The organism is Streptomyces sp. NPDC059828 (assembly GCF_042731955.1).
Lineage (GTDB): Bacteria > Actinomycetota > Actinomycetes > Streptomycetales > Streptomycetaceae > Streptomyces.
This window is the reverse complement of sequence record NZ_JBHWIW010000002.1, coordinates 146982-169969: the sequence shown is the minus strand read 5'-3', so window position 1 is coordinate 169969 and position 22988 is coordinate 146982. Positions and strand designations below refer to the sequence as shown.

Sequence of the window (22988 nt, the reverse complement as noted above, 5' to 3'; positions counted from 1 at the left end):
AGGACTCGGCGACTCCGGCACACGGCCGCCACCGCCGTCCTTCGGGTGGCGGCGGGTCGGCGTAAGCGGGAGGTAGGGGGCCGTCACGGCGGTGGGAGACCACCGGGTGTGACGGCCCTTACTGCTGCGCGGGCGTACGCGCTTAGGGCATCACTATGAGCTCACGACTCGGGCGGCGGGGGAAGGCGCTTGAAGGGTGTCGCCTTCTCCGGGAGACCGCCGTTGTCCTTGCAGCGAAGTTCCTTGGCGACGGCCAGGGTCGCGGCATGGAGGACAAGAAGTGTGGCTTCGCTGTCGGCTTTGGAGATATCCGTCAGATTCCTCGGGTACCTGTTCTTCAGCTCGCCGGTGACAAGAATAGGCAAGGACATCGACCCGCTCAGCCTCGGACTGCTGCACTTGAATGTGATGCTGCTGCTGAATGAAGTCACTATCGCTTTTTCCTGGCCGATTTGAAACCGTACGGTCGAATACCATGAGGGTCGTTCGCGCTGCTTCCGGGTCGGTTTCACGCTGGGTGAAGGCGAGGCCGGTGAGGGAGAAGGGGATTTCCGGGGCGGCCACGCGGCGTACTGCGCCTCCAAGTACATGCCCAGCGTGATGGCGTACCGATCCCTGTCCGGGAGGGTCATATGGCAGAGATCCACCCTGTCGGTGGTCCCCTCGACGGTGGCGACGCGAGCGTCATCGATCAATGACTCCGCCAGACCGGCCACCCCACCCTTGGGCACAGACTGGAAACGCTTCTCGCCCATCAGCGCCTCCAGTCCGGTGGCCGCCCCTCCTGTGAACACACCGTCACACGCTTCCCCCGCCGTCACCATGGGACGCCCCTCGGACGAGTCCTCGGACCCACCACACCCGGCCACCACGAGACACAGCACCCACGCAGCACACCCGGAAAGCAGCCTTCTCCCTATCCCCACGACGGCTCACTCGTCCTTCTCGATCTCCGGATCATTGCCCTGCCTGTTCTCCCAGAAGCAACCGACCCCGTACCCGTGCTCAACGTCCTTCTTCAGTTCGCCGGGGAACTCATCATCATCGCCAGGGAACATGCGCTCATGCTGGTCCAGGAAATGCTTGACAGGAGACTTCGCCGTCTCCTCACCGCCTGCCCAGACCTCATTCTGCTTATCCCCCGTCTCTTTCTCGGTCGCGTCCTTGAAGTCCTCTTCCGACTTGTTGCCCCAGTCGGTGATGATGTTGCCTGCGGTCGTCTCCAGCACACCGGTTCCGGTGTCGACCGCCAGAGGCACAAGAATCGCGGCCGCCCCAGCGGCAGCGGTCGTGGCCGGAAGGAAGGCGACACCCGCGGCGATCGCGGCGGTCGTGCCGAACTCGATCCACGCGCTGCGCTTCTCGAGGGACTTCTGGTAGTCCTCCAGCTTCTTGTCGCCTTCGGCCGCGATCTGATCGGTGCGCGACTGGTCCAGCGTTCCCTGCACTTCGGCGCCCACCTTCGCGGCCAGCCGGGCGTCCGACCTGTTGATCGACCCGTCGGCGTCGACGGTCGACTCGAGCACGCTGGCCGTGTACACACCCTCCGCGATGGACAGAGTCGCGTACGCATCGGGGTGCTGCCCCAATGTGCTCAGGAACTTGCGTACGTCGTTCTTCTCGAACTCCGCGTGCCCTTCCGGGTTCTTCCCGGGAGCGAAGACACTGTCCTCGTCGCCGCCGTCCAGTCCCCAGTTGATGTCGTTGATATACCCCGCCCCCATGCGCCCGAGGCTGTCCGCCATGGGCTCCTGCTCCTTCAGCAGGCCGGCGTCCTCTCCGTAGAGAGAGACGACCTCCTCCATGATTCCCACGGAGGCTTCGTCGCGGACTGCCTTGGGGTCGGGGGCGTCCCAGGGATACCCCAGCGTTGCCGACTCCAGCGCGTGGCCGAAGGCCTTGGACACGTAGTCGGTGTCGTCGACTCCGTCCTTCGGGAGTGCCCCGAATTCGATGTCGGGGTGCGCCGTGTAGTCCTCGTTGGCGAAGTAGTCGAGGTAGTTGCCGATCTCCTCGCCGTCCGCGTTCTTCCCGAGATCGGGAGTGCCGCCTTTGACGGTGCCGTCCTCGTTGTAGCGCGTGGGTTCGGCGGAGAAGAACTGCTTTGACGCCTCCGGGCTGTGGCCGAGTGCTTCGAGGACGCTTACGACCGGGTCGAAGCCCGAGCCGTTGACCCCCGAGGGGTTGTAGGCGTACGGGCCGGTGTCGCTGAACGCGACGCTGTTCGTGTCGAACCTGGCAGGGTTCTTCGCGTGCAGCTGGACCACATGCTCGGCGATGGGGGTGAGGAACTTCGGGTCGTAGTTGCCGTAGCGGAGGATGCCGCCCAGGAGCTGATATCCGTACGCCGTCCTGGGGGTGCTGAACGCGCCGCGGTCCTCCAGCACCAGCTGCTCGGTGCCGAGTCTCCGGAAATCGGCGCTCCAGGTCTGGGCGAACCCTGCGTCGTGGCTTGCGGTAGCGAGGCTGAGGCCGAGGTTCTGCTGGAGGGCTTTCACACCGCTCAGGCGGGCCTTGTCGACCTCGTCGTCCGGGTAGACGCTGTCCGCCATCTGGCCATAGAACTCAAGCGTCTTCTGCGGGCCCAGGGCGTTGAAGAAGTTCCGCGTGAAGACCTTCGACGCGTGGTTGTCCTTGAGGAGTTCGTTGAGCTGGGCCAGCTCGGCGTTGCCGAGGTTCTTGCCCTTCGCCACCAGGGCGGCGGCGCGAGCTGCCTCCTCCATGTCCAGGCTGGTGTACTTGGGGGCGCTGAAGTCATGGACATCGGCAACATTCGCCGTGAGTGCGCGATTCAGCGACTGGTCGACGTCGTCGCAGGTCTCGACAATGGCGTTGATCCGCTTCTGCCAGGACACGACCGCCACGCGCTCTTCGTGCAGGAGCCGTTCGTAGTCCGGGTCGCGGCGTGCCGTGTCGTTGTGTTCCAGCGAGTGGCGCGGGCTGACCTCGCCTCGCGCGTTGACATGGACTCCGGCCTTCGGAGCCTCGTCGTCACGGATGCTGACGAGTTCGTCCCTCGCGCGCTTGAACGCCGCGTATCCCTCGGCGAGCAGCAGGTGGATGCCCTTCGCCTCCGCGACCGCGTCTTCGCATTCCTTCGCGGACTTCGCGATGAACTGCTTGCCGACGCCCGCGTTCACACCCTCCCAGTCCGCCTTGTCGGCCTTGGCCTTCATGCCGCGCCGGGCGTCCTCGGCGCGCTTCTTCAGCCTGGTGACCATCTCGGACCAGTCGTCGACCGCTTCCTTGAGCTGACTCACCGGCGCGTTGACGATGTCTGCGTACCTGAGCACGTGTCCGTCCCCCGCCTACTTCAGGTAGTCGTTGAGCTTGGACACGGGCGTGAGGGAACCGGCGATCTCGGCGTCGTCCTTGGCGTGGGTCGCTTTGGTGTAGTCGAGGTGGTTGGAGATCTGCGCCAGAGCGTCCCGGAGGGTGCGAAGCTGCTTCTCCCACCGGTCATGGACCTTGAGCAGCCCGGAGCCGCTGGCGAAGTGCCCGTTCGTGAGGGAGATCGCGGCGGTGAACGTGGTGGGGCGGGCGTGGTCGCCGTCGACCCCGAGCCCGCCGTACAGCTCGTAGGCGTCGTGGCCGATCGCGCCCAGGTCGTCTCGGTTCACGCTCAGGTCCCGCGGAGCCTGCGGCTGGGCAGCCGTCAACCCTTCGTCGGACATCACAGATCCCCCGTTGTCACACAGCCGACTTGATCACGGTCTCAGTTCAACTGCCGACCATAACGGAGAGTTGTCGAGCGGCTACGCGATCGCCGGTGTTTCTCCTCCAATCCTTCACTCACTGGTCCCGCTGCCGTTTGAGCCCCAGCACCTCCGCCGCCGCGAACGTCTCGCCCTCCCTGGACTCGTAGTACGGGGAGAGCAGTCCGTCCAGCTCCTCGTACGAGAACGTCTCCTTGACCGCGTCGAACTGCGCCGCCACCCTGGGCCGTTCGACCACCGCGACCATTCCTCCGTGCACCACGAGGAGCTGACCGTTGACCCGTGCCGCGGCCGGGGACGCCAGATAGCCGACGAGCGGGGCGACGTGCTCGGGGGCGAGGGGGTCGAGCCGGCCCTCGTCCGGTTCGGCGAAGCCGGCGAAGACGTCCTCCGTCATGCGGGTACGGGCGCGCGGGCAGATCGCGTTGGCCGTCACTCCGTACTTGGCCAGAGCCAGCGCGGTCGAGGTCGTCAGGCCGACGATGCCGCCCTTCGCCGCGGCGTAGTTGGGCTGGCCCGCCGAGCCGGCGAGGAACGCTTCGGAAGAGGTGTTGACGATGCGTCCGTACACCGGGGTGCCCGCCGCCTTGGAGCGTTCGCGCCAGTGGGACGCGGCGAAGTGGGTGGTGTTGAAGTGGCCCTTGAGGTGGACCCTGATCACCGAGTCCCAGTCGTCCTCGCTCATCGAGAACACCATCCGGTCGCGCAGGATGCCCGCGTTGTTGACCAGGATGTCCAGCTTTCCGTATGTGCCGATCGCCAGGCCGACCAGCTCGCGGGCCGTGTCGTGGTCCGCGATGTCGCCGAGGTGCGCCACTGCCTGTCCACCAAGCGCGCGGATCTCCTCCGCGACCGCCTCCGCGGGGGCGGACGACGCCTCGCCGGAGCCGTCCCGGCCGGGCTGACCGTAGTCGTTGACGACCACGCTCGCACCGAGCCGGGCCAGTTCCAGCGCCTCGGCGCGGCCGAGGCCGCGACCGGCGCCCGTGACGATGGCCGAGAGGCCGTTCAGGGGGTGTGACATGGGTCGGCCCCCGCTCACAGCTCGATGCAGGTACGCAGGGCCTCACCCGTGCGCATCTGGTTCAGCGCCTCGTTGATCTCCGGCAGCTGCACCCGGTGCGTGATCAGTGACTCCAGGTCGATCCGGCCCGCCCGCCAGAGGGCGATGGCGCGTTCGTACGAGCGGAGTACGTCCCCTCCCCCGTACATCGACGGCAGGATCCGCTTCTCGTCGAAGAACAGCTCGAACATGTTGAGCTGGAGGAAGTCGTCCATCGCCCCGGCGCCGACGATGCACAGGGTGCCGCCGCGCCGGGTGGTCTCGTACGCGGTCCTGGCGGTGGCCGATTTGCCGACGACCTCGAAGACGTAGTCGAAGCCCTCCCCGCCGGTGATCCGCTGCTTGGCGTCACCGAGCGCGTCCGGGGCGACCGCCTCCGTCGCACCGAAACGCAGGGCCGCCTCACGTCGTGACTCCACCGGGTCGACGGCGACGATCTGCGCCGCGCCTCGCACCCGCGCGCCCTGGATGGTGGAGATGCCGACGCCGCCGCAGCCGATCACGGCGACCGACGAACCGGCCTCCACCTGCGCGGTGTTGATGGCCGCGCCGAGTCCGGTGGTGACCCCGCAGCCGATGAGGGCGGCGATGTCATACGGCACGTCGTCGGGTATGGGCACGGCGCATCCCGCGTCGACGACGACCTCTTCGGCGAAGGTGCCGGTGCCCGCGAAACCGAAGACATCGCCGCCCGGGCGGCGGAAGTTGGGGGTTCCGGCGTTCATGAATCCGGCGAGGCACAGCTGGTTCTGGCCGCGCTTGCAGGCGGGGCAGACGCCGCAGGCGGGCAGCCAGCACATCAGCACCCGATCGCCCTGTTTGAGGCCCGTCACCCCGTCGCCGACGTCCGTGATCTCGCCCGCGCCCTCGTGGCCGGGGATGAAGGGAGCGGGCTGCGGGAGGACTCCGTTCATCGCGGAGACATCCGAGTGGCACAGCCCGGTCGCCCTGATCCGGATCTTCACCTTGCCGGGGCCGAAGCCCACCGCCTCGACGTCATCGAGGACTTCGAGTTTGTCCTGGCCGATCTCGTGCAGTACGGCTGCGCGCATGGTGCGGCTCCCTTCAGGAGGGCCGGAGATCAGGAGAGAAGACAAGAAGTGCGGAGAGACCAGAGAGATCAAGAGAGTTGGACGAGTGTGTCCGTCAGCACCGGGGCGTCGTCCCGTTCCACCGCCGTCACCGACGCCTGGACCGTCGTGGCGTCCTGTCGCCACATCCGGATGCGCAGGGTCTCCCCGGGGTAGACCACCCCGGCGAAGCGGGTGGCGTAAGAGCGGACGCGGCTGACGTCACCGTCGAGCAGTGTGTCCACGACGGCCTTGAGCGTGATGCCGTAGGTGCACAGGCCGTGCAGGATCGGCCGGTCGAAGCCGGCGAGCTTGGCGAATTCAGGGTCGGCGTGCAGGGGGTTCCAGTCGCCGGAGAGCCGGTAGAGCAGCGCCTGGTCCTCGCGCACGGACCGTTGGACCACCGTGTCAGGCTCACGCTCGGGCTGTTCCGTACGCGTGGAGGGCCCGCGTTCGCCGCCGAAGCCGCCCTCGCCGCGTACGAAGATCTGGGCGTCGCTCGTCCACAGCGGGCCGTCCGCGTCAGCGGCGTCGGTGCGCAGCACGAGGATCGCCGCCTTGCCCTTGTCGTAGACGGCGGCGACCCTCGAGGTGCTGGTGGCGTGGCCCTTGACGGGGATGGGGCGGTGCAGTGTGATCTTCTGTCCGCCGTGGAGCACGGCGGCGAGGTCCACGTCGATACCGGGGGCGGAGAGGCCGCCGACGACACCCATACCCGCGCCCGCGACGGTGGCGAAGCTGGGCAGGACGTGCAGCCGTGACTCAAGCGTGTAACGCAGCTCGTCGGGGTCGGTCGCCGCGCCCGGCCGGTCCTGGGGCGAGCCGGCGCCGAGGCCGAGGTGGTAGAGCTGGATGTCCTTGTGGTCCCAGGTGATCTCGGTGCTGCGCGGCTCTGCGGCGAGTGCCTTGGCGGGGTCGATGGGCATCGAGGTGCTGCTCCTTGGCTCCGTGTAGCGCAGTGGCTGTGGAAGACCTCGATGCGGCCGTCCGCACCGTCGGCCGCACCGAGGCCGTTACGGGTCCGGCCGCACCCCGCGTCCGTTCTAGAACGCGTTCTAGGCCGGCTGGCCCTATGTATAACGCACCCCTGACGACTTGTGAAGGCTCCTGACGGAGCATCAGATCGCGTGTCGTCGCCGCGCACCCCGGAGCACGTCCGAAGCCGAGCCGCGTGCCGACAGAGCCGGAAGGCCACGCACCGACATGATCCGTCCGACCCATCCGCATGACACGGGAGGGGGCCCAAGTCCCCGCACCACGGCCGCCCGGACCGCCGTCACGGCCGCCCGAACCACGGCAACCGCCCCAGCCCGCGTCAGTAGCAGGAGCAGGAGCAGGAGAGGAGTCACACACGGTCGAGGGGCCGAAGCCTGCCGGATGATGCTGCGTCACCGTGCCAGCTCACAGCTCCCGGGCAGGGTTCGGTCCCTCGCCGCGCCCCCGGCCCAGAAGTATTGCATGGTGCAAAGGTTCGCCTCTAGGGGGTTTGCCGGCCTTACTTGGGAGGAGCAACCGCCTTCTCCACGTCCTGCAGGGTCGCCGCGTCCACGAGGCCGGTGTCCTCAAGGACCTCCATGTGGTCGAGCACGGTCTGGTTGGCCTGCCGGGCGTGGCGGCGGATGAGGTCGTTCTGCGTGGCGGCCCTGACCTCGGCGATGGTGGCGAAGATCTTCCCGTGCGAGGCGCGAAGCAGGTTGGCGAAGAGCCGGTCGAACTCAGCGCCCTGCGTCGCCTCCAACTGCTTGACCCAGCCCTGCTGCTCCTCCGTGGCCTGGTCGGGCAGCTGCACTCCCACCATCCTCGCGTCCTCGCGCACGAGCTGGTCCAGCTTGCTGTGCCCCTCCAGCAGATGCAGGCCCGCACGCTTGACGGCCTCGCTGGAAGCCTGGGTCTGGGCGAGGCGGCCGGCCGGGATCTCCCACAGGCCCGCCTGGCGCACCTTGACCAGGAACGTCTTGTCCACCTCGGTGACCGGCTGCGGTCCGGCCTGCGCCGCCGACTGCGAACCGTCCGCCTCCGTGGCGCCGGAGCCGCCGGTATGGCCGGAGCCGGAGTGCCCGTAGCCGGAACCGGACTGGCCGTATCCGCCGTTCTGCGCGGTGACGCCGATGGGGCTCTGCGCGCCCGCCGCCTCGTTGTCACCACCGCGGGTCGTGATCAGCACGGTCGCGATCACGGCGCAGACAGCCGCGATGACGGCGATCGTCCGTATCGGGACACCGATCTCGGCGGAGTGTCGGTTCGGACGCATGGGGGCCTCCCGTTCGGCATGGAGCAGTGCTGCTGATCGTGTTGGTTCATGTCGTCGGGAGCTGTGATGTCGGTGCGGCTGGCACGGCGCGCAGCCACCAGTACGGGCGTGGCCGCCGCAGCGTTCACCGGGTCGATGCCCGGCACGGCGAACGGCACGATAGAAAGGAGGCATGACCGACATGGGGCAGTCTTCGCAGTCGCTGCCGTCTCCGCAGCTCCTCCCCGGCACCGGCGACGCCGACGGCATCGATGACGTGGAGGCGGTGACACGCTCGGTGCTGACCGCCTCCCGACTGCTGGTGGCGGTCTCCGCCCGTTCCCTGGCGGCCGTGGAGGAGCGGGTGACGCTCCCGCAGTTCCGGCTGCTCGTGGTGCTGTCCGCCCAGGGCCCCGCGAAGCTCGTGACACTCGCCGAGCGGCTCGGCGTGAACCCCTCCACAGCGATGCGCATGATCGACCGGCTGATTGCGGCGGGACTCGCGGCGCGCGAGCCCAACCCCGACAGCCGCCGCGAGACCGTGCTGCGACTCACGGACGAGGGCGGCACTCTGGTCGAGGATGTGATGGCCAGGCGGCGGCAGGAGATCGCGGGGATTGTGACGCGGATGGCCCGGCAGCAGCGGATCGCCCTGATCGACGCGCTGACCGCGTTCAACGAAGCGGGCGGCGAACCTGCGGCACCGGCCGGTCGCCTTGCCGCTGCGGCCGGTTCCTACCCATTGGGCTGGGAGGACGCCCCGCTGCCGCAGCGCGGCTGAGCGACCGCGGCAGTTCTCCGGCCGCATGGGAGCGGTGCGGATCAGGGGTTGCGCTGAACCACGCCGGGGCGGGGCTCGGTGACCTGCCGCGCGGGTCGTGCCCGCGGACCCGCGTAGGGTCGTCACCGTTGCAGGTGCCGGTGTGACGGTGTGCCTACCGGCTGTCGGCCCGCAGTACCGTCACCACCGCCGCACCACCCAACCCGATGTTGTGCGCGAGCCCCGTCCTGGCTCCCGGCACCTGCCGTGGCCCCGCATCGCCGCGCAGTTGCCAGGTGAGCTCGGCGGCCTGGGCGAGGCCGGTCGCACCGAGCGGATGGCCCTTGGAGATCAGCCCGCCGGACGGGTTGACCACCCAGCGGCCCCCGTAGGTCGTTGCTCCCGACTCGACCAGCTTCCCCGACTCGCCGACCGCGCACATGCCCAGTGCCTCGTACGTCAGCAGTTCGTTGACCGAGAAGCAGTCGTGCAGCTCGATCACGTCGATGTCCTCGATACCGAGACCCGATCCCTCGTACGCCTGCCTGGCCGCGGCCTGCGACATGGGCCGGCCCACGACATCGACGCATGAGCCGGAGGCGAAGGAGTCCTCGGTGTCGGTGGTCATGGCTTGCCCGGCGATCTCCACGGCCTTGTGGTGCAGGCCGTGTTCGACCACGAACCGCTCGGACACCACCAGCACCGCCGCCGCCCCGTCCGATGTCGGCGAGCACTGGAGCCGGGTGAGCGGCTGGTGCACCGGCTTGGCGGCGAGGATCTCGTCCACCTCGTACACCTCGCGGAACTGGGCGTACGGGTTGGCCGCCGAGTGGCGGTGGTTCTTGGCGGCAACGGCGGCGAGCTGGCGCGGTGTGGTGCCGTGGCGCTCCATGTGCTCGCGGGCGGCGTTGCCGAAGATCTGGGCGGTGGGCGGGGTCATGTCGAAGCCGTGCCGGGCGGCCATGATCCCGTAGTGGCGGGCCACCGGGGACGTCCTGAGGTCGGCGCCGCCGCCTCCCCCGCCGCCCAGCGAGCCGCGCTTCATCTTCTCGAAGCCCAGCGCGAGTACGCAGTCGGCGAGCCCGCCCGTGACGAACTGCCGCGCCGTCATCAGGGCTGTCGAGCCGGTGGCGCAGTTGTTGTTGACGTTGTAGACGGGTATCCCGGTGAGGCCCAGCTCGTAGACCGCGCGCTGTCCCGCCGTCGAGGGCTGGAAGCAGTAGCCGACGGCGGCCTGCTGGACGAGGGAGTACGGGACGGCCGCGTCGTCGAGAGCGGCGGTGCCCGCCTCCCGGGCCATGTCCCAGTAGTGCCAGTCCCGGGATTCGGGCTTCTCGAACCTGGTCATTCCGACGCCGACGATGTACGCCTTCATTTCCTTCTCCGGACCCTTCCGTTCAGTCTCGCGGCAGGCCGAGAATGCGCTCGGCTACGACATTGAGCTGCACCTGGGTGGTACCGCCCGCGATGGTCAGACAGCGGCTCATCAGCAGCCCGTGCAGGGCTCGTTCACCCGCGCCTTCCCGCACGGCTCCCGCAGGGCCGAGGAGTTCGAGGGTGAGCTCGGCGACCTTCTGCTGATGCGTGGTCTGGATGAGCTTGCGTACGGAAGCGCCCGCGCCCGGCTCAAGGCCGTCGACCTGCCGCAGGGTTGTCCGCAGCCCGATGCAGGCGAGGGCGTGGGCCTCGGCGGCGAGCGCACCGATACGGGAGACACAGCCGCCGTCGCCGCCCCCGTCGTCGTCCAGTCCCGCCACTCTGGCGATCAGCTCCTCAAGACCCGTGTCGAAGGTCAGCTGGTCCGCCATGTGCACGCGTTCGTTGCCGAGGGTGTGCCGGGCGACGCGCCACCCCCCGTTCACCTCGCCGACGACGGCGTCCGCGGGCAGCAGCACGCCGTCGAAGTACACCTCGTTGAACAGGGAGTCCCCGGTGATCTCCTTCAGCGGGCGGATGTCGATGCCGTGCGTGGCCTTCATGTCGATCAGGAAGTAGGTGAGGCCCTTGTGCTTCGGTGCTTCGGGGTCGGTGCGGGCCAGCAGGATCCCGTGGTCGGCCCACTGCGCGGCGCTCGTCCACACCTTCTGGCCGGTGACACGCCAGCGGCCGTCCGGCATGCGCTCGGCGCGGGTGCGCAGACTGGCGAGGTCGGAGCCCGCTCCGGGTTCGCTGAAGAGCTGGCACCACAGCAGCTCGCCGCGCAGTGTCGGCAGCAGATAGCGGAGCTTCTGCTCCTCGGTGCCGTACGCGATGAGGGACGGCACCACCCAGGTGGCGATGCCGAGTTCGCTCAGCTCGACCCGGGCGGCCTTCAACTCCTGTTGCACGGCGAGCTGCCGTACAGGACCGGCGCCGAGGCCGTACGGCGGCATCAGGTGCGGGGCCGCGTAGCCGGTGGGGGCGAGAGTGCGGCGGGCGGCCCGGGGGTCGAGACCACGGGCGGCGGCGATGGCGGCGCGGGCCTGTGTCCGGTACGGCGCGGCCTCGGCAGGCAGTTCGAGGCGCAGCTCGCGCCGGGCGCCGTCGGCGGCGAGCCGGGCCGCGCGCTGCCGGTGGGCGTCGCCGGGGCCGAGCAGCTGGCGGGCGACGACGGCCCGGCGCAGATGGACATGGGCGTCGTGCTCCCAGGTGAAGCCGATGCCGCCGAGGATCTGGATGCAGTCCTTGGCGCAGGTGTACGCGGCGTCGAGCGCGGTGGCGGCTGCGAGCGCGGCGGTGAGCCCACGGCTTGCGGGGTCCTCGTCGGCTGCCCGCGCCGCGTCCCAGGTCAGCGCCCTCGCCTGTTCGAGGCGGATGAGCATGTCGGCGCACAGGTGCTTGACGGCTTGGAACTGCCCGATGGGCCGCCCGAACTGCTCGCGTACGGCGGCGTATTCGGCGGCCGTGCCCAGCGCCCAGGCGGCGGTCCCGCAGGACTCGGCCGCGAACAGCACGGCGGCGAGGTCGGTCACGAGCCCGGGGTCGATGTCCAGGACGCGTCCCTCGGGGACGGTGACGCGTATGGCGGTGACCTCGGCAGTGGGCCGGGTCGGGTCGGCGCTCTCGTGCCCGCGGATCGACAGCTCGGCGGCGTCCACGACGAACCATCCGGTGTCCGTGGCCAGCAGCACCAGGTCCGCCTGTCCCGCACCCAGCACGGGAGGCGCGGTCCCGTCGAGCCGGTACCCCGCGCCGGTGCGTGCAGCGGTGAGAGTCCCCGGACCGAGGGCGACGGCCCCGGTGCGCCGCCCGCTCGCGAGGTCACGTGCGAGTCCCCGCACCGGGTCCTGCACCAGCTCACCGCGCCCCGCGCGCGCCAGCACGGCGGAGGCCAGCACGCTCGGCAGATACGGCCCGGGGAGGGCGGCTCGCCCGGTCTCCTCCAGCACCACGGCGAGATCGAGCAGCGTGCCGCCCCCGCCGCCGTACTCCTCGGGCAGATGCACCCCGAGCAGCCCCTGCCCCACGGCCGCGTCCCAGTACCCGGGCCGCCCCCCGGCACCGGAACCCGGCGTGTCCAGCAGCTTCCGTACGGCTTCGGGGGGCACCGACCGCGCCAGCCAGCGGCGCACGGAGTCGGCCAACTCCCCGTGTTCCTCCGTGATTCCGATGCTTCCGGAGCGTGGTGTGCCCATGCCCGGCAGAGTAGAACACGTTTCATTCTGACGGAAGGTCAGATGATGGTGTCAGCCCCGGAGGGAGATCGCCATTCTGCGCACACTCACTGAACTCCGCACCGACCCCGCCCGCGCCACTCGGCTCCAGCGCGCATTGATCGCCCTGACGAACCTCGAAGTCCACCGCTGACAGGCGTCCGACGGCACCCTGTGGGTCTACCCCGGCACCGGAAAGCCCGGCATGGAGGCTCTCGGCACCCGCTACCAGGCCGGCACCGGCTGGGGAACGTACCGCATCATCTGAGCGGCGGGGATGATCTCCGGTTCTTCCCCGCACCCATCTCAAGGGTGCGGGGAAGATCCCTGACACATGGCGGTACCGGCACCGACTCAGTACCCCGGCCTCGACATCACCGGCGACGACAAGGCCGACTGCCGGCGCACGGACTATTGGCGCCTGCGGGGTTCGGGTCGGTGTTCGTCATGGCATGCAGCCTCGTCGCGAGAGCCCCGCCCGCGCATCGGCGAAGCCCACCCATCTAGGCGATGACCACCGACGCGTACGCACCGCCGGCGCGGTGAAGGTTGGTCCATGAACACTGTCATGAATGACGCGGAGATCGTTTTGTGGGTACGGCATGCGGACGGTCGGTGGTCGGCCAGGACGGTCTGGGTGGTGGTGCTCGACGGGGAGGCGTACGTCCGCTCGGCCTTCGGGCCGCGCAGTGCCTGGTACCGCCGGGTGCTGCGGCATGCGGACACGGAGGTGGAGGTGGCCGGGGTCCGGCTGTCCGTCAGCCTCCAGCCGGTGGAGGACCTCGCGCTCGTCCAGCGCGTCTCCGGTGCCTACCGGGCCAAGTACGGGCTGAGCTGGCCCGGCCCCGTGGAGTCGATGAACGCGCACGAGGCCGCGGCCACCACCATGCGGCTAACGAATGTCGGGCAGGTCCCGCAGTTGCCTGCGTGAGGTGAGCCCGAGTTTGCGGAAGATGTTGCGCAGGTGCGCGTCGACCGTCCGCGGGCTGAGGAACAGCTTCGCCGCCACCTCCTTGGAGGTGGCGCCGTCGGCGACCAGGCGCGCGATGTGCACCTCCTGCATCGTCAGCTGGTCCGATGCCTTCGCCGTGCGGCTGCGGGCCTGCTCGCCCGTGGCGCGCAACTCGCCGGCGGCGCGCTCGGCGAACGCCTCCATACCGAGGTCGGACAGCGACTCGTGCGCCAGCCGCAGCGCGGACCTGGCGTCACGCCGTCGGCCCTGGCGGCGCAGCCACTCCCCGTACAGCAGACGTGCCCGGGCCCGGTAGACGGCCAGTGCGCTGCCGTCGAGCAGGCCGATCGCCTCCTGGTAGGCGGACTCGTCCTCGGTCACCAGGGCCCGCGCACAAGCCTCGACACCGAGGCCCCACGCGTGCCGGCCGGCCTGCGTCCGCTCCGTGAGGGAGGCGAGGGCCGCGGCGGCGGCCTCGGTCTCGCCGCACCGCATGGCCGCCTCGACCAGCTCGGGCAGGGCGAGGCCCGCCGTGCCGACGGCGCCGTACTCGACCGCCTGCCGCGCCGCCTTCAGCGCGGCCGGATAGTCGGCCAGGCCGTTGCTGAGCACGGCCGTCGCCCACTGCACACTGAGGCTCATCCGCTGGTCGACCGACGCGAACAGTTCGACGGCTTCCTTGCGCCGCCCGCGCAGCGCGGCCAGGTGGAGGCGTGGGTAGACCAGCGGCGCCGCGCCGGTGGCGTCGGCGATCGCCTCTTCCTCGGAGATCAGCTCCATCGCCGCGCCGAAGTCGCCCGTGTGCACGCTCGCGGTGGCCTGCATGGCCAGTCCGATGGGCAGCGCGTGGAAGGAGCCCGACTCCCGGCCGGCCGCGACGGCACGGGTGGCGATGCCGTGCAGGGCGTCGAAGTTCCACAGCTCGGTCGCCACCATGAATCCCAGTGACGGCCGCCTGGCCCACACCTCGTCGTCGGCGTCGCCGACGACCGGCCTGAGGATCTCCCCCGCCGCCGAATGCCCGTCGCTGACCAGGCTGATCAGGCCGGTCAGGACCGCTGCCGCGCCCGACGCCGGCTCGCCCGGCGGCGGGGCCTTCCTGGCGGCTTCCACCACGTGGTCGAGGCCGCCGAGCAGAAGGCCCATCTCGATGGCGTCCAGATAGCACTCCCGCGACCGGGCGGGGTCGGTGGCCGCCAGCGTGGCGGCGGCCCGCAGGAGATACGCCGTGGGGCCCTCGTCCCCCCGGCGGCGCACGAACGACAGCCTGCCGCGGAGCAGGTCGGCCCTGGCGGCCTGGCTCGGATCGCCGGTCCCGATGGTGGTGAGCAGGTCGGCCGCCGTGTCGAAGTCGCCCACCGAGAGCTTGGCCTGGACCGCGGCGAGGACCCGCTCGACGCGTTGGACGGGGCTGATCGTGAGCGCGGCCGAGCGTTCGAGGAAGGCCGCCGCCGCCGCGACACCGCCGCGTTCCTGGGCGCGGGTGGCGGAGGTTTCGAGCTCGGCGGCGACTTGCTCGTCCGGGCCGGCACTGGCCTGGGCACGATGCCAGGCCCGCCGGTCGGGGTCGGCGACCGGGTCGGTCACGGCGGCCAGCGCCTCGTGCGCCCTGCGCCGCTCGTCCGGTGCAGCGGCGCGGTAGGCGGCCGAGCGGGCGAGGGGGTGGCTGAACCGGATCCGGGTGCCGAATTCGACCAGCGCGACGGACTCAGTGGCGGCCGCCGCGTCGATGCCGAGGAGTTCGGCCGCACGCCACAGCAGACCGGGGTCGCCGATCGGGTCGGCGGCGGCGACGGTCACCAGCAGCCGGGCCGCCGGCGGCAGGAGCTCGAGCCGGGACCGGAAGCTCTGCTCGATCACGCCGGGTACCGACTCGGGCTGGGCGAATCCGCCCGCCATCCCGGCGAGCCCGGCCGTCCTGGGCAGCTCCACCAGCGCGAGGGGGTTGCCGCGCGCCTCGGCCAGGATGCGGTCGCGTACCCGCTCGTCCAGCGGGGCGCGGACCGCTGCGGCCAGCAGCGCGCGTGCTTCCGATTCGCCAAGGCCCTGGAGCGAACGGCCGGGCAGCTCGTCCAGTTCGGGCAGCCGGCTCGGCTCGCGCACCGCGAACACGAGGGCGATCGACTCGGCCGAGACCCGGCGGGCCAGGAAGGCCAGCGCCTTGGCGGACGCCTGGTCCAGCCACTGTGCGTCGTCGACGACACACAGGAGCGGGCGTTCCCGCACGGTCTCCGCCAGGAGACCCAGTGACGCGACGCCGACCAGGAACGGATCGGGTGCACCGCTGTCGAGACCGAATGCGATCTCCAGCGCCTTGCGGTGCGGCGCGGGCAGCGCGGTCAGCCGGCCGGTCACGGGCGCGAGCAACTGATGCAGCGCGGCGAACGGCAGCTCCATCTCGAACTCGGCGCCGGACGCCCGCATCACGAGGAATCCGGTCGCGGCCTCGTCCAGATGACGCAGCAGCGCGCTCTTGCCGATGCCCGGCTCACCGCGCAGCACCAGGGCGCCGCCCCGGCCCTCCCGTGCCTCTTGGAGGAGGGCGTCGAGCTGGCGTGTCTCGTCCTGACGACCGAACAGCACATCCGTATATGTCTCGGGCATGTCTGAAAATCTATGCGGTCGTGCGCCGCAGGGGAATTCCGGGACGACCGCAGGGGGTTCGGGAACGACCGCGGGCGGATCCACGGACGACCGCAGGGGGTTCACGCACGACCACGGACGCCCAGGGAACGACCGCAGTCGCCTACGGCTCTCCCGCAGGACGTCGTATAGGCGATGACTACCGACGCGAGCGGTGGCCCCCCGCTGCGAGTGTCTAGCCATGACCCGCACCGCAACGCAACGGACCACCACCAGCTGGATACCGCTGGCGGTCTTGGCCACGGCCCAGTTCCTGGTCGTGCTGAGCACGTCGATCGTGAACGTCGCCCTGCCGCAGATCCGAGCCGGACTCGATCTGACGGACACAGGCCAGGCGTGGACGGTCAACGCCTACGTACTGGTCTTCGGCGCGCTGCTGCTGCCGGGAGGACGCGCAGGCGACGTCTACGGCCTGCGACGCGTGTTCCTGCTCGGCACCGGCCTGTTCGCCGCCTCCGCCCTGGGCGCGGCACTGGCGCCCACGGCGATCGCGCTGATCGCCTTCAGGGCGGTGATGGGCATCGGCGCCGCCTTGCTGGCGCCGACGGCGCTGGCCCTTGTGCTGACGCTCTACTCCGGCCGGGAGCGACGTGGCACCGCGCTCGGAGTGTGGGGCGCGGTCTCCGGTGCCGGCGGTGCGGCGGGGGTGCTGCTGAGCGGTGTGCTCACCAGCCTGTACGGCTGGCGTGCGGTGTTCGTCGTGATGGTGCCCCTCGCCCTGGCCGTGCTGGTGGCCACCTGGCGGCTGGTCGTGGCCGACCGGCCGCGTGGCGGAAGCCTGGACGCGCCGGGCACGGTGACGGTGACGGCGGGGCTGGTCGCGCTCACCTACGGCCTGTCGGGCCCTTGGCCACTGGCCGTGATCGGTCTGGCGCTGCTCGGCCTGTTCGTGGTGCTCCAGCGCCGGTCCGCCGACCCGCTGCTGCCAGCGCGGATGAGCGTGGTGGCGGTGCCCAACGTGCTGATGGCCCTGCTGGGCGCGGTCTGGCTCGGACTGTTCTACTTCCTGCCCCTCTACCAGCAACGCGCCCTCGGCTACTCGCCTTTGGAGGCCGGGCTGACCCAGCTTCCGCTCGCCCTCATGATCACGCTCTCCTCGTGGGTCACCGGCAAGGTCCCCGGCCGCCGTGTGCTCCCCCTGGGCCTGCTGGTCCTCGCGACCGGACTGGCCTGGCTGTCCCGGACCCCGGCTGACGGCACCTTCCTCGCGGATCTGCTCGGTCCGACGCTCCTCATCGGCGCCGGTCTCGGGGTGGCCTTCGTACGGCTCACCGCGATGGCCTCCACGGGCGTCCCGGCCGCCGACAACGGCCTGGCCGGCGGGCTGGTCAACGCCACCCGGCAGATCGGCGGAGCCGTCGGTCTGTCCTTCCTGACCCTGCTTCCCTCCTCCGGCGCGGCCTTCCTGGCCTGTGCCGCCCTGACCGTCCTCATCTCGGCTCTCTCGACCCGAAAGGCCTGAACATGTCTCTGGACAAGCCCTACATCAGCGGCCACTTCACCCCCGTCACCGACGAGATCACCGGCCACGGTCTGAAGGTGCGCGGCACCCTCCCGCCCGAGCTGAACGGCCGCTACTTCCGCAACGGCCACAACCCGAAGCCGGGTGTCACGCCCACCCACTGGTTCCGCGGCGAGGGCATGCTCCACGGAGTCCGCCTAAAGGACGGCCGGGCCGAGTGGTACCGCAACCGCTGGGTACGCACCCCCTTCCTCGACGGCGTGCCGTTCACCGGAACCGAGCTCGAGGTCAGCGCCGCCGCCACCAACATCATCTTCCACGGGGGCCGCTACCTGGCCCTCCAGGAGGCGAACCTGCCCTACGAGGTCAGCGCCGACCTCGACACGATCGGCGTCCACGACTTCGGCGGCAAGCTCACCAGCTCGATGACCGCCCACCCGAAGGAGGACCCCGAGACCGGCGAGCTGCACTTCTTCAGCTACAGCCCCTTCCCGCCGTACCTGACGTACTACGTGGCCGACGCCTCCGGCGCCATCGTCAGGTCCGAGATCATCGACGGCTCCGGACCCTCGCTCATGCACGACTTCGCCATCACCCGCGAGCACGTCGTCTTCATCAACTCGCCGGTGGTCTTCGACCACGCCGAACACTCCGGCATCCCCTACCGCTGGCACGACGACGTCCCCCTGCGCATCGGCGTCATGCCCCGAAACGGCGGCAGCACCACTTGGTTCGAGGCCCCCGACCAGGCGGCACTGCTGCACATCGCCAACGCCTACACCGACACGCAGGGCCGGATCGTCCTCGAAGCACCGCGCTTCGACCGCTCCGCCTGGGAGAACTCGTGGAAGTGGTGGGTCGGCGCACCCGGCTACGGCACCAACCCCGACGCCGGCTCCACCTTCCACCGGTGGATCATCGACCCGGCCACGGGCAAGGTCACCACCGAGTCCCTCAACAACCTGGTCACCGAGTTCCCCTCGATCAACGAGGCCCTCACCGGCTCCGACTACCGCTACAGCTACGCCATCGCCTTCCCCGGCGCGGGCCTGTCGGGCTACCACACCGTCAAGCTCGACAACCGCACCGGCCAGGAGCAGCTGCTCGCGCACGGCGAGGGCCGGATGCCCGGCGAGGCCGTCTTCGCGCCCGCCGCGGGCGGGACCGCCGAGGACGACGGCTACCTGATCACCATCGTCAGCGACCTCAAGGCCGACGCCTCGGAACTGCTGGTCCTGGACGCGAACGACCTGAGCACAGTGGCCGCCGTCGAACTCCCCCGCAGGGTCCCCGCCGGCATCCACGGCGACTGGATCCCCGACACCGAGCTCCCCGCCTGACCCGCCTGACCACCCTGACCGCCCGGACCGCCGCTGACTCCCCCCTCAACGGCGGTCCGGGCCCCACACCGAACCGCACCCACCTGCCTTTCCGAAACCACCCGAGCCGCCCGGGCCGCCGTTGCCCCCAGCGGCCGTCCGGGCACCCGACGCCGAGGAAGCGCCATGACCTACCCCACGACCATCGACGAGAACGCCCCCATCGTCGCCGACCACACCATCCGGATCGCCGCTCCTCTCGACCGGGTCTGGCAGCTGCACACCGACATCGGCTCCTGGCCCGCATGGCTGTCCGCCATCACCGAGGCCCGGCTCGACAGCCCCGTCGCTCCCGGCGCCACCTTCCACTGGGTGACCGCGGGCCTGTCCATCGACTCCACCGTCTACGCGGTCGACGCATCGCACCGCATCCTGTGGGGCGGCCCCGCGCACGGCATCACCGGCGTGCACGAGTGGACCTTCACCGAGGACGGCGACGGCGTCGTGGTCCGCACTCGCGAGTCCTGGGCGGGCGCGCCGGTCGACGCCGACCGGGACAACCTCGCCGCCGCGCTGAACGACTCCCTCGGCACCTGGCTCGACGCCCTGAAGAAGGCGGCGGAGTAGCAGTGGCCGAGCCTCTCTTCCTCACCGATCTGATACTGGCCCTCGTGCTGGCGATCGCCGGCGGCCTGCTGGGCCGCCGGGCCGGCCGAAGCCAGGCACAGCCCGCACCGCAGCAGGGCGAGGCACGGCGGAGTCCGCTCGTCCTGTACGTCACCGCCGCGGTCGTCGCCGCCCGGCTCGCGGTCGCGGTACTGCTGCTGGCGACCAGCGGGTGGCAGCTGGTCACCCACCGCTTCCTGCTCGGCCTGCCCGTCGTGGTGCTGCCGCTGGCGTGGGCGCTGCTGCGGCGCACCGCCGTTGCCGCACACACCACGGCGATGGGTGCCTGGCTGTCCTTCTTCTTCCTGTACGTCCCGCCCGGCCCTCAGGATCTGCCGGTCGCGGCCGGGGCGTCGGCACTTGTGCTGGCCACCACGATCGGGGCCTCCCTCCTGCTCGGCGACCGGCGTTCCCGCGGCGGCCGCCTGGCCCGGCTGCCCTGGCTCTCCGGTGCCGCCGCGATGGTCACCGCGGCCGCGCTGGGCAGCCTGTTCCTGGTCAGCGGGTCCCCGACGACGGACTGGGGCGGCGGCCCGGAGCGCGCCGGGCACTCCGTGCACGCCATGGGCCACGGACACGGGGCCGGGGCGTCTGCCATGCGCTCCGTGGACGCGCTGACCGGCCCGCGCGACGGCACCCCCGACGCCCGCTTCACCCTGACCGCCGCGCACGGCGCCGTACGGCTGTCGTCGGGAAGGGCGGTCGACGCACTCACCTTCAACGGAACCAGCCCCGGCCCCGAACTGCGCGTAACGCAAGGCCAGTTGGTCGAGGTCACCCTGGTCAACAAGAATGTGACCGAGGGCGTCACGCTGCACTGGCACGGCGTGGACGTACCCAACGCGGAGGACGGGGTGCCGGGCGTCACCCAGAACGCGGTCGGCCCCGGCGGGAGACATGTCTACCGCTTCGTACCCGACCGCACCGGCACGTACTGGTACCACACGCACCGGGACGCCGAACGCTCCGTGGAGCGCGGCCTGTTCGGTGCGCTGATCGTGGAGGACGGCCAGCAAGGTGTGCAGCACAACGTGTTCACCCACCTGTGGCCGGGCGGAGAGGACCAGATCGGCGCCTTCGGCACAACCGACAGTGCCGAACGCCGCGCGGTCCCGGCCGGCCGCCAGGTGGTGCTCCGGCTGATCAACAGTTCCAAGGAGCCGCACCGGATCCTGCTCGGCGGCACCCCGTTCCGGGTCACCGCCCACGACGGCAACCCGATCGGCGAACCGGGAGAACTGAAGCCCGGAACGGACCTGCTCCTCGCTGCGGGCGGCCGCTACGACGTGGCCTTCACCATGCCGGACGGCGTGGTGACGCTACGGCTGGACACTTCCGAGATCCCCAATGAGGCGGCCCTCGCCTTCAGCCCTGACGGGCGCGCCGCACCCGCCGCGCTGGAGCAGGGCGATCTCTTCGACCGCCTGTCGTACGGCGAGCCGACCGGCCCGGAGCCCGAAGGCGGTCCTTACGATCGCGACTTCGACCTCGTACTGGACAACGGCTTCGGCTTCGGCTTCGGCGGAGGCTCGTTCACCTACACGGACACGATCAACGGCCGCCTCTCCCCGGCCGTGCCGACCCTGATGGTCCGCGAGGGCGACCGGGTGCGGATGCGCATCACCGCCCGGGGGATCATCGACCACCCCATGCACCTGCACGGCCACCGGATCCGGGTGATCTCGCGCAACGGCGAGGCCGTCACGGGCAGCACCTGGTGGACCGACACCCTGAACGTCGCCCCCGGTGAGAGCTACGAGATCGACTTCAGCGCCGACAACCCCGGTGTGTGGATGGACCACTGCCACAACTTCGAACACGCCGAGAGCGGCATGGTCATGCACGTGGCCTACGACGATGTCACCACTCCCTACCACGGCCCGGCGCACTGAGAGGGCCCTGTGGGACCGAGGCGTCAGACGGGGAAGTGGAAGGCGCTGCCACCGCCTTCCTTGACCGCCTCCACGGCCGCCTGGTGCACATGGCGGGCGGTGGGCTCATCGGAGGCGGTCACGGGGCTGCCCTCCATGGCGTACCACTCCGAGGCGCCGGTGTGCTGCACGGTCACCTGGGCCTGGCCGTCGATCCAGGTGGTGTGCACCGTCAGGTCGCCGGTGATGGGGCCGCCCTCGGTGGTCATGACACCGCCCGAGCCGGCGATGATTCCCTGAGTGGTCCACGTGGCGAACGTGTCCATGGCGCCTCCGCAACGGTGCCGGGGTCGAACGGACGACTAATCGAACAAGCGCGGTGAGACCATGGTGGACCAAATCGTCCGAGCGCACCCCCGGGCGGACATCAGCCCTTTTCGGCTCCCGGCGGGCCGCCGCCCATCGCGCGCAGCATGCCCAGGCCGCCGGTCCGCAGGAAGCGCACTGCGAAGACCGCCGCGAGCAGCAGGAACGCGATGTTCAGCCACGTCGTGTAGTCCCATGACACCCCTTCGTCAGGGATCGTCGCGGTGGTGTTGTCCGGGATGACCCCGAGGGCGCCGAAGACGAACTCGACCACGTAGGCGGCGGCGACGATCGAGGCGTAGAAGGTGACCAGGATGAAGGCGGTCATACGCGCCCCGTAGTACTTCCGGTAGATATTGAGGATCGGCACGATCAGCAGGTCGGCGAAGATGAAGGCGATCACCCCGCCGAAGCTGATCCCGCCCTTCCAGAGCACCACGGCGAGCGGCACGTTGCCGACCGAGCACACGAACGAGGCGATGGCGACAAGCGGCCCGATCAGAGGGCCCCAGAGCTTGGCGGCCAGCGGATGTCCCTCGAAGAAGAACGCCGACCAGAAGGAGTCCGGCACCCAGGCGGCGACAGCCCCGGCGATGAGCAGGCCCAGCACCAGATCGCGGATGATCGCGGCCCACTCCATGACGAAGACGTGCGAGGTCGCGGTGAAGCCCGCGCCCGACAGCAGCCGACGCCGGAAGGAGCCTTCGCTCGGGATGGACATGTCCATCGCCGCATGGCCTTCCATGGAGCCCGCCCGTCCGTGTTCGGCCTGCTCACGGGCCTCGCGCAGCAGCCGCTCGCGCAGGAACAGCCGGAACAGCACCGCCAGCACCACGATCATGATGGGTCCGCCCGCGAATTCGGCGGCCGTGAACTGCCAGCCCATGAGCAGCGCCAGGATCACCCCGAGTTCCACGACGAGATTGGTGGAGGCGATCTCGAAGGCCATCGCGGCGGTGAAGTCGGCGCCCTTGCGGAACAGGGAACGGGCGAGCGCCACGGCCGCGTAGGAGCAGGACGAGGAGGCGACTCCGAACCCGGCGGCCAGAGCCAGGCTCCTGGGGCTGTCGTCGCCGAGGAGGGAGACGACGGTGGCCTTGCGGACCACCGCCTGGACGACGGCGGACAGGGCGAAGCCCAGGATCAGGGCCCAGGTGATCTCCCAGGCCATGGACCCGGTGAGGGCCAGGGCGTGCAGCACGGCGTCGACTGCGGCGTTCATGCCGCACAGCCTGGCG

At 70.3% G+C, this 22988-nt stretch carries 18 protein-coding genes; 6 read left to right on the top strand and 12 right to left on the bottom strand.

The window, feature by feature from the left end; genetic code table 11:
* Nucleotides 1–161: 161 nt before the first annotated feature.
* From ACFV6V_RS01775 to ACFV6V_RS01745, 7 genes are all read right to left on the bottom strand, one after another.
* Nucleotides 162–824, bottom strand: coding sequence for a hypothetical protein (locus tag ACFV6V_RS01775; RefSeq protein WP_385557529.1), 663 nt, complete (start codon nt 822–824; stop codon nt 162–164).
* 108 nt (nt 825–932) lie between these two features.
* Nucleotides 933–3293 carry a hypothetical protein gene (locus ACFV6V_RS01770; RefSeq protein WP_385557526.1) on the bottom strand — a complete coding sequence of 787 codons (2361 nt, stop codon included), beginning with the start codon at nt 3291–3293 and terminating at the stop codon, nt 933–935.
* Between the two features lie 15 nt (nt 3294–3308).
* Nucleotides 3309–3674 (bottom strand): hypothetical protein, encoded by a 366-nt coding sequence (locus ACFV6V_RS01765; RefSeq protein ID WP_385557523.1) that lies wholly within the window; start codon nt 3672–3674, stop codon nt 3309–3311.
* Nucleotides 3675–3792: 118 nt separating this feature from the next.
* On the bottom strand, nt 3793–4740 hold the full coding sequence (locus ACFV6V_RS01760; RefSeq protein ID WP_385557520.1) for a 3-oxoacyl-ACP reductase: 948 nt from the start codon (nt 4738–4740) through the stop codon (nt 3793–3795).
* Between the two features lie 14 nt (nt 4741–4754).
* Complete coding sequence (locus ACFV6V_RS01755; protein ID WP_385557518.1) at nt 4755–5831, bottom strand: Zn-dependent alcohol dehydrogenase; 1077 nt, start codon at nt 5829–5831, stop codon at nt 4755–4757.
* A 68-nt stretch (nt 5832–5899) separates the two neighbouring features.
* Complete coding sequence (locus tag ACFV6V_RS01750; protein WP_385557515.1) at nt 5900–6775, bottom strand: MaoC/PaaZ C-terminal domain-containing protein; 876 nt, start codon at nt 6773–6775, stop codon at nt 5900–5902.
* A 569-nt stretch (nt 6776–7344) separates the two neighbouring features.
* The gene (locus ACFV6V_RS01745) at nt 7345–8100 is read right to left on the bottom strand and encodes a DUF4142 domain-containing protein (protein WP_385557512.1); all 756 of its coding nucleotides are present in this window, start codon (nt 8098–8100) and stop codon (nt 7345–7347) included.
* Between the two features lie 181 nt (nt 8101–8281).
* Here ACFV6V_RS01745 and ACFV6V_RS01740 point away from each other — a divergent pair, with 181 nt between their 5' ends.
* A complete protein-coding gene (locus ACFV6V_RS01740; protein ID WP_385557862.1) occupies nt 8282–8860 on the top strand; it encodes a MarR family winged helix-turn-helix transcriptional regulator in 579 nt (192 codons plus the stop codon).
* 154 nt (nt 8861–9014) lie between these two features.
* Here ACFV6V_RS01740 and ACFV6V_RS01735 read toward each other — a convergent pair whose 3' ends face one another.
* Complete coding sequence (locus ACFV6V_RS01735) at nt 9015–10214, bottom strand: lipid-transfer protein (RefSeq protein WP_385557509.1); 1200 nt, start codon at nt 10212–10214, stop codon at nt 9015–9017.
* A gap of 22 nt (nt 10215–10236) precedes the next feature.
* Nucleotides 10237–12453 (bottom strand): acyl-CoA dehydrogenase, encoded by a 2217-nt coding sequence (locus ACFV6V_RS01730; RefSeq protein WP_385557506.1) that lies wholly within the window; start codon nt 12451–12453, stop codon nt 10237–10239.
* Nucleotides 12454–13027: 574 nt separating this feature from the next.
* On the opposite strand from ACFV6V_RS01730, the gene ACFV6V_RS01725 reads away from it, so the two are divergent.
* Nucleotides 13028–13402 carry a DUF2255 family protein gene (locus ACFV6V_RS01725; RefSeq protein ID WP_385557503.1) on the top strand — a complete coding sequence of 125 codons (375 nt, stop codon included), beginning with the start codon at nt 13028–13030 and terminating at the stop codon, nt 13400–13402.
* Here ACFV6V_RS01725 and ACFV6V_RS01720 read toward each other — a convergent pair.
* Complete coding sequence (locus tag ACFV6V_RS01720; protein ID WP_385557500.1) at nt 13364–16027, bottom strand: AAA family ATPase; 2664 nt, start codon at nt 16025–16027, stop codon at nt 13364–13366. The genes ACFV6V_RS01725 and ACFV6V_RS01720 overlap by 39 nt on opposite strands.
* 220 nt (nt 16028–16247) lie before the next feature.
* Here ACFV6V_RS01720 and ACFV6V_RS01715 point away from each other — a divergent pair, with 220 nt between their 5' ends.
* From ACFV6V_RS01715 to ACFV6V_RS01700, 4 genes are all read left to right on the top strand, one after another.
* Entirely contained in the window at nt 16248–17528 is a 1281-nt protein-coding gene (locus ACFV6V_RS01715) for an MFS transporter (RefSeq protein ID WP_385557497.1), read from the top strand.
* A 2-nt stretch (nt 17529–17530) separates the two neighbouring features.
* A complete protein-coding gene (locus tag ACFV6V_RS01710) occupies nt 17531–18868 on the top strand; it encodes a carotenoid oxygenase family protein (RefSeq protein ID WP_385557494.1) in 1338 nt (445 codons plus the stop codon).
* A 165-nt stretch (nt 18869–19033) separates the two neighbouring features.
* Entirely contained in the window at nt 19034–19474 is a 441-nt protein-coding gene (locus ACFV6V_RS01705; protein ID WP_385557491.1) for an SRPBCC family protein, read from the top strand.
* A 2-nt stretch (nt 19475–19476) separates the two neighbouring features.
* The gene (locus tag ACFV6V_RS01700) at nt 19477–21405 is read left to right on the top strand and encodes a multicopper oxidase domain-containing protein (protein WP_385557488.1); all 1929 of its coding nucleotides are present in this window, start codon (nt 19477–19479) and stop codon (nt 21403–21405) included.
* A 23-nt stretch (nt 21406–21428) separates the two neighbouring features.
* Here ACFV6V_RS01700 and ACFV6V_RS01695 read toward each other — a convergent pair whose 3' ends face one another.
* Both ACFV6V_RS01695 and ACFV6V_RS01690 read right to left on the bottom strand, forming a co-directional pair.
* Complete coding sequence (locus ACFV6V_RS01695; protein ID WP_385557485.1) at nt 21429–21710, bottom strand: hypothetical protein; 282 nt, start codon at nt 21708–21710, stop codon at nt 21429–21431.
* Between the two features lie 101 nt (nt 21711–21811).
* Nucleotides 21812–22972 carry a permease gene (locus ACFV6V_RS01690; protein ID WP_385557482.1) on the bottom strand — a complete coding sequence of 387 codons (1161 nt, stop codon included), beginning with the start codon at nt 22970–22972 and terminating at the stop codon, nt 21812–21814.
* Nucleotides 22973–22988: the final 16 nt, after the last annotated feature.

Bases quoted from the DNA above. Each gene is read 5' to 3' on its own strand.
- ACFV6V_RS01775 (WP_385557529.1), bottom strand. From the start codon at position 824: ATGGTGACGGCGGGGGAAGCGTGTGACGGTGTGTTCACAGGAGGGGCG.
- ACFV6V_RS01765 (WP_385557523.1), bottom strand. From the start codon at position 3,674: ATGTCCGACGAAGGGTTGACGGCTGCCCAGCCGCAGGCTCCGCGGGAC.
- ACFV6V_RS01760 (WP_385557520.1), bottom strand. From the start codon at position 4,740: ATGTCACACCCCCTGAACGGCCTCTCGGCCATCGTCACGGGCGCCGGT.
- ACFV6V_RS01755 (WP_385557518.1), bottom strand. From the start codon at position 5,831: ATGCGCGCAGCCGTACTGCACGAGATCGGCCAGGACAAACTCGAAGTC.
- ACFV6V_RS01750 (WP_385557515.1), bottom strand. From the start codon at position 6,775: ATGCCCATCGACCCCGCCAAGGCACTCGCCGCAGAGCCGCGCAGCACC.
- ACFV6V_RS01745 (WP_385557512.1), bottom strand. From the start codon at position 8,100: ATGCGTCCGAACCGACACTCCGCCGAGATCGGTGTCCCGATACGGACG.
- ACFV6V_RS01740 (WP_385557862.1), top strand. From the start codon at position 8,282: ATGGGGCAGTCTTCGCAGTCGCTGCCGTCTCCGCAGCTCCTCCCCGGC.
- ACFV6V_RS01735 (WP_385557509.1), bottom strand. From the start codon at position 10,214: ATGAAGGCGTACATCGTCGGCGTCGGAATGACCAGGTTCGAGAAGCCC.
- ACFV6V_RS01730 (WP_385557506.1), bottom strand. From the start codon at position 12,453: ATGGGCACACCACGCTCCGGAAGCATCGGAATCACGGAGGAACACGGG.
- ACFV6V_RS01725 (WP_385557503.1), top strand. From the start codon at position 13,028: ATGAACACTGTCATGAATGACGCGGAGATCGTTTTGTGGGTACGGCAT.
- ACFV6V_RS01720 (WP_385557500.1), bottom strand. From the start codon at position 16,027: ATGCCCGAGACATATACGGATGTGCTGTTCGGTCGTCAGGACGAGACA.
- ACFV6V_RS01715 (WP_385557497.1), top strand. From the start codon at position 16,248: ATGACCCGCACCGCAACGCAACGGACCACCACCAGCTGGATACCGCTG.
- ACFV6V_RS01710 (WP_385557494.1), top strand. From the start codon at position 17,531: ATGTCTCTGGACAAGCCCTACATCAGCGGCCACTTCACCCCCGTCACC.
- ACFV6V_RS01705 (WP_385557491.1), top strand. From the start codon at position 19,034: ATGACCTACCCCACGACCATCGACGAGAACGCCCCCATCGTCGCCGAC.
- ACFV6V_RS01695 (WP_385557485.1), bottom strand. From the start codon at position 21,710: ATGGACACGTTCGCCACGTGGACCACTCAGGGAATCATCGCCGGCTCG.
- ACFV6V_RS01690 (WP_385557482.1), bottom strand. From the start codon at position 22,972: ATGAACGCCGCAGTCGACGCCGTGCTGCACGCCCTGGCCCTCACCGGG.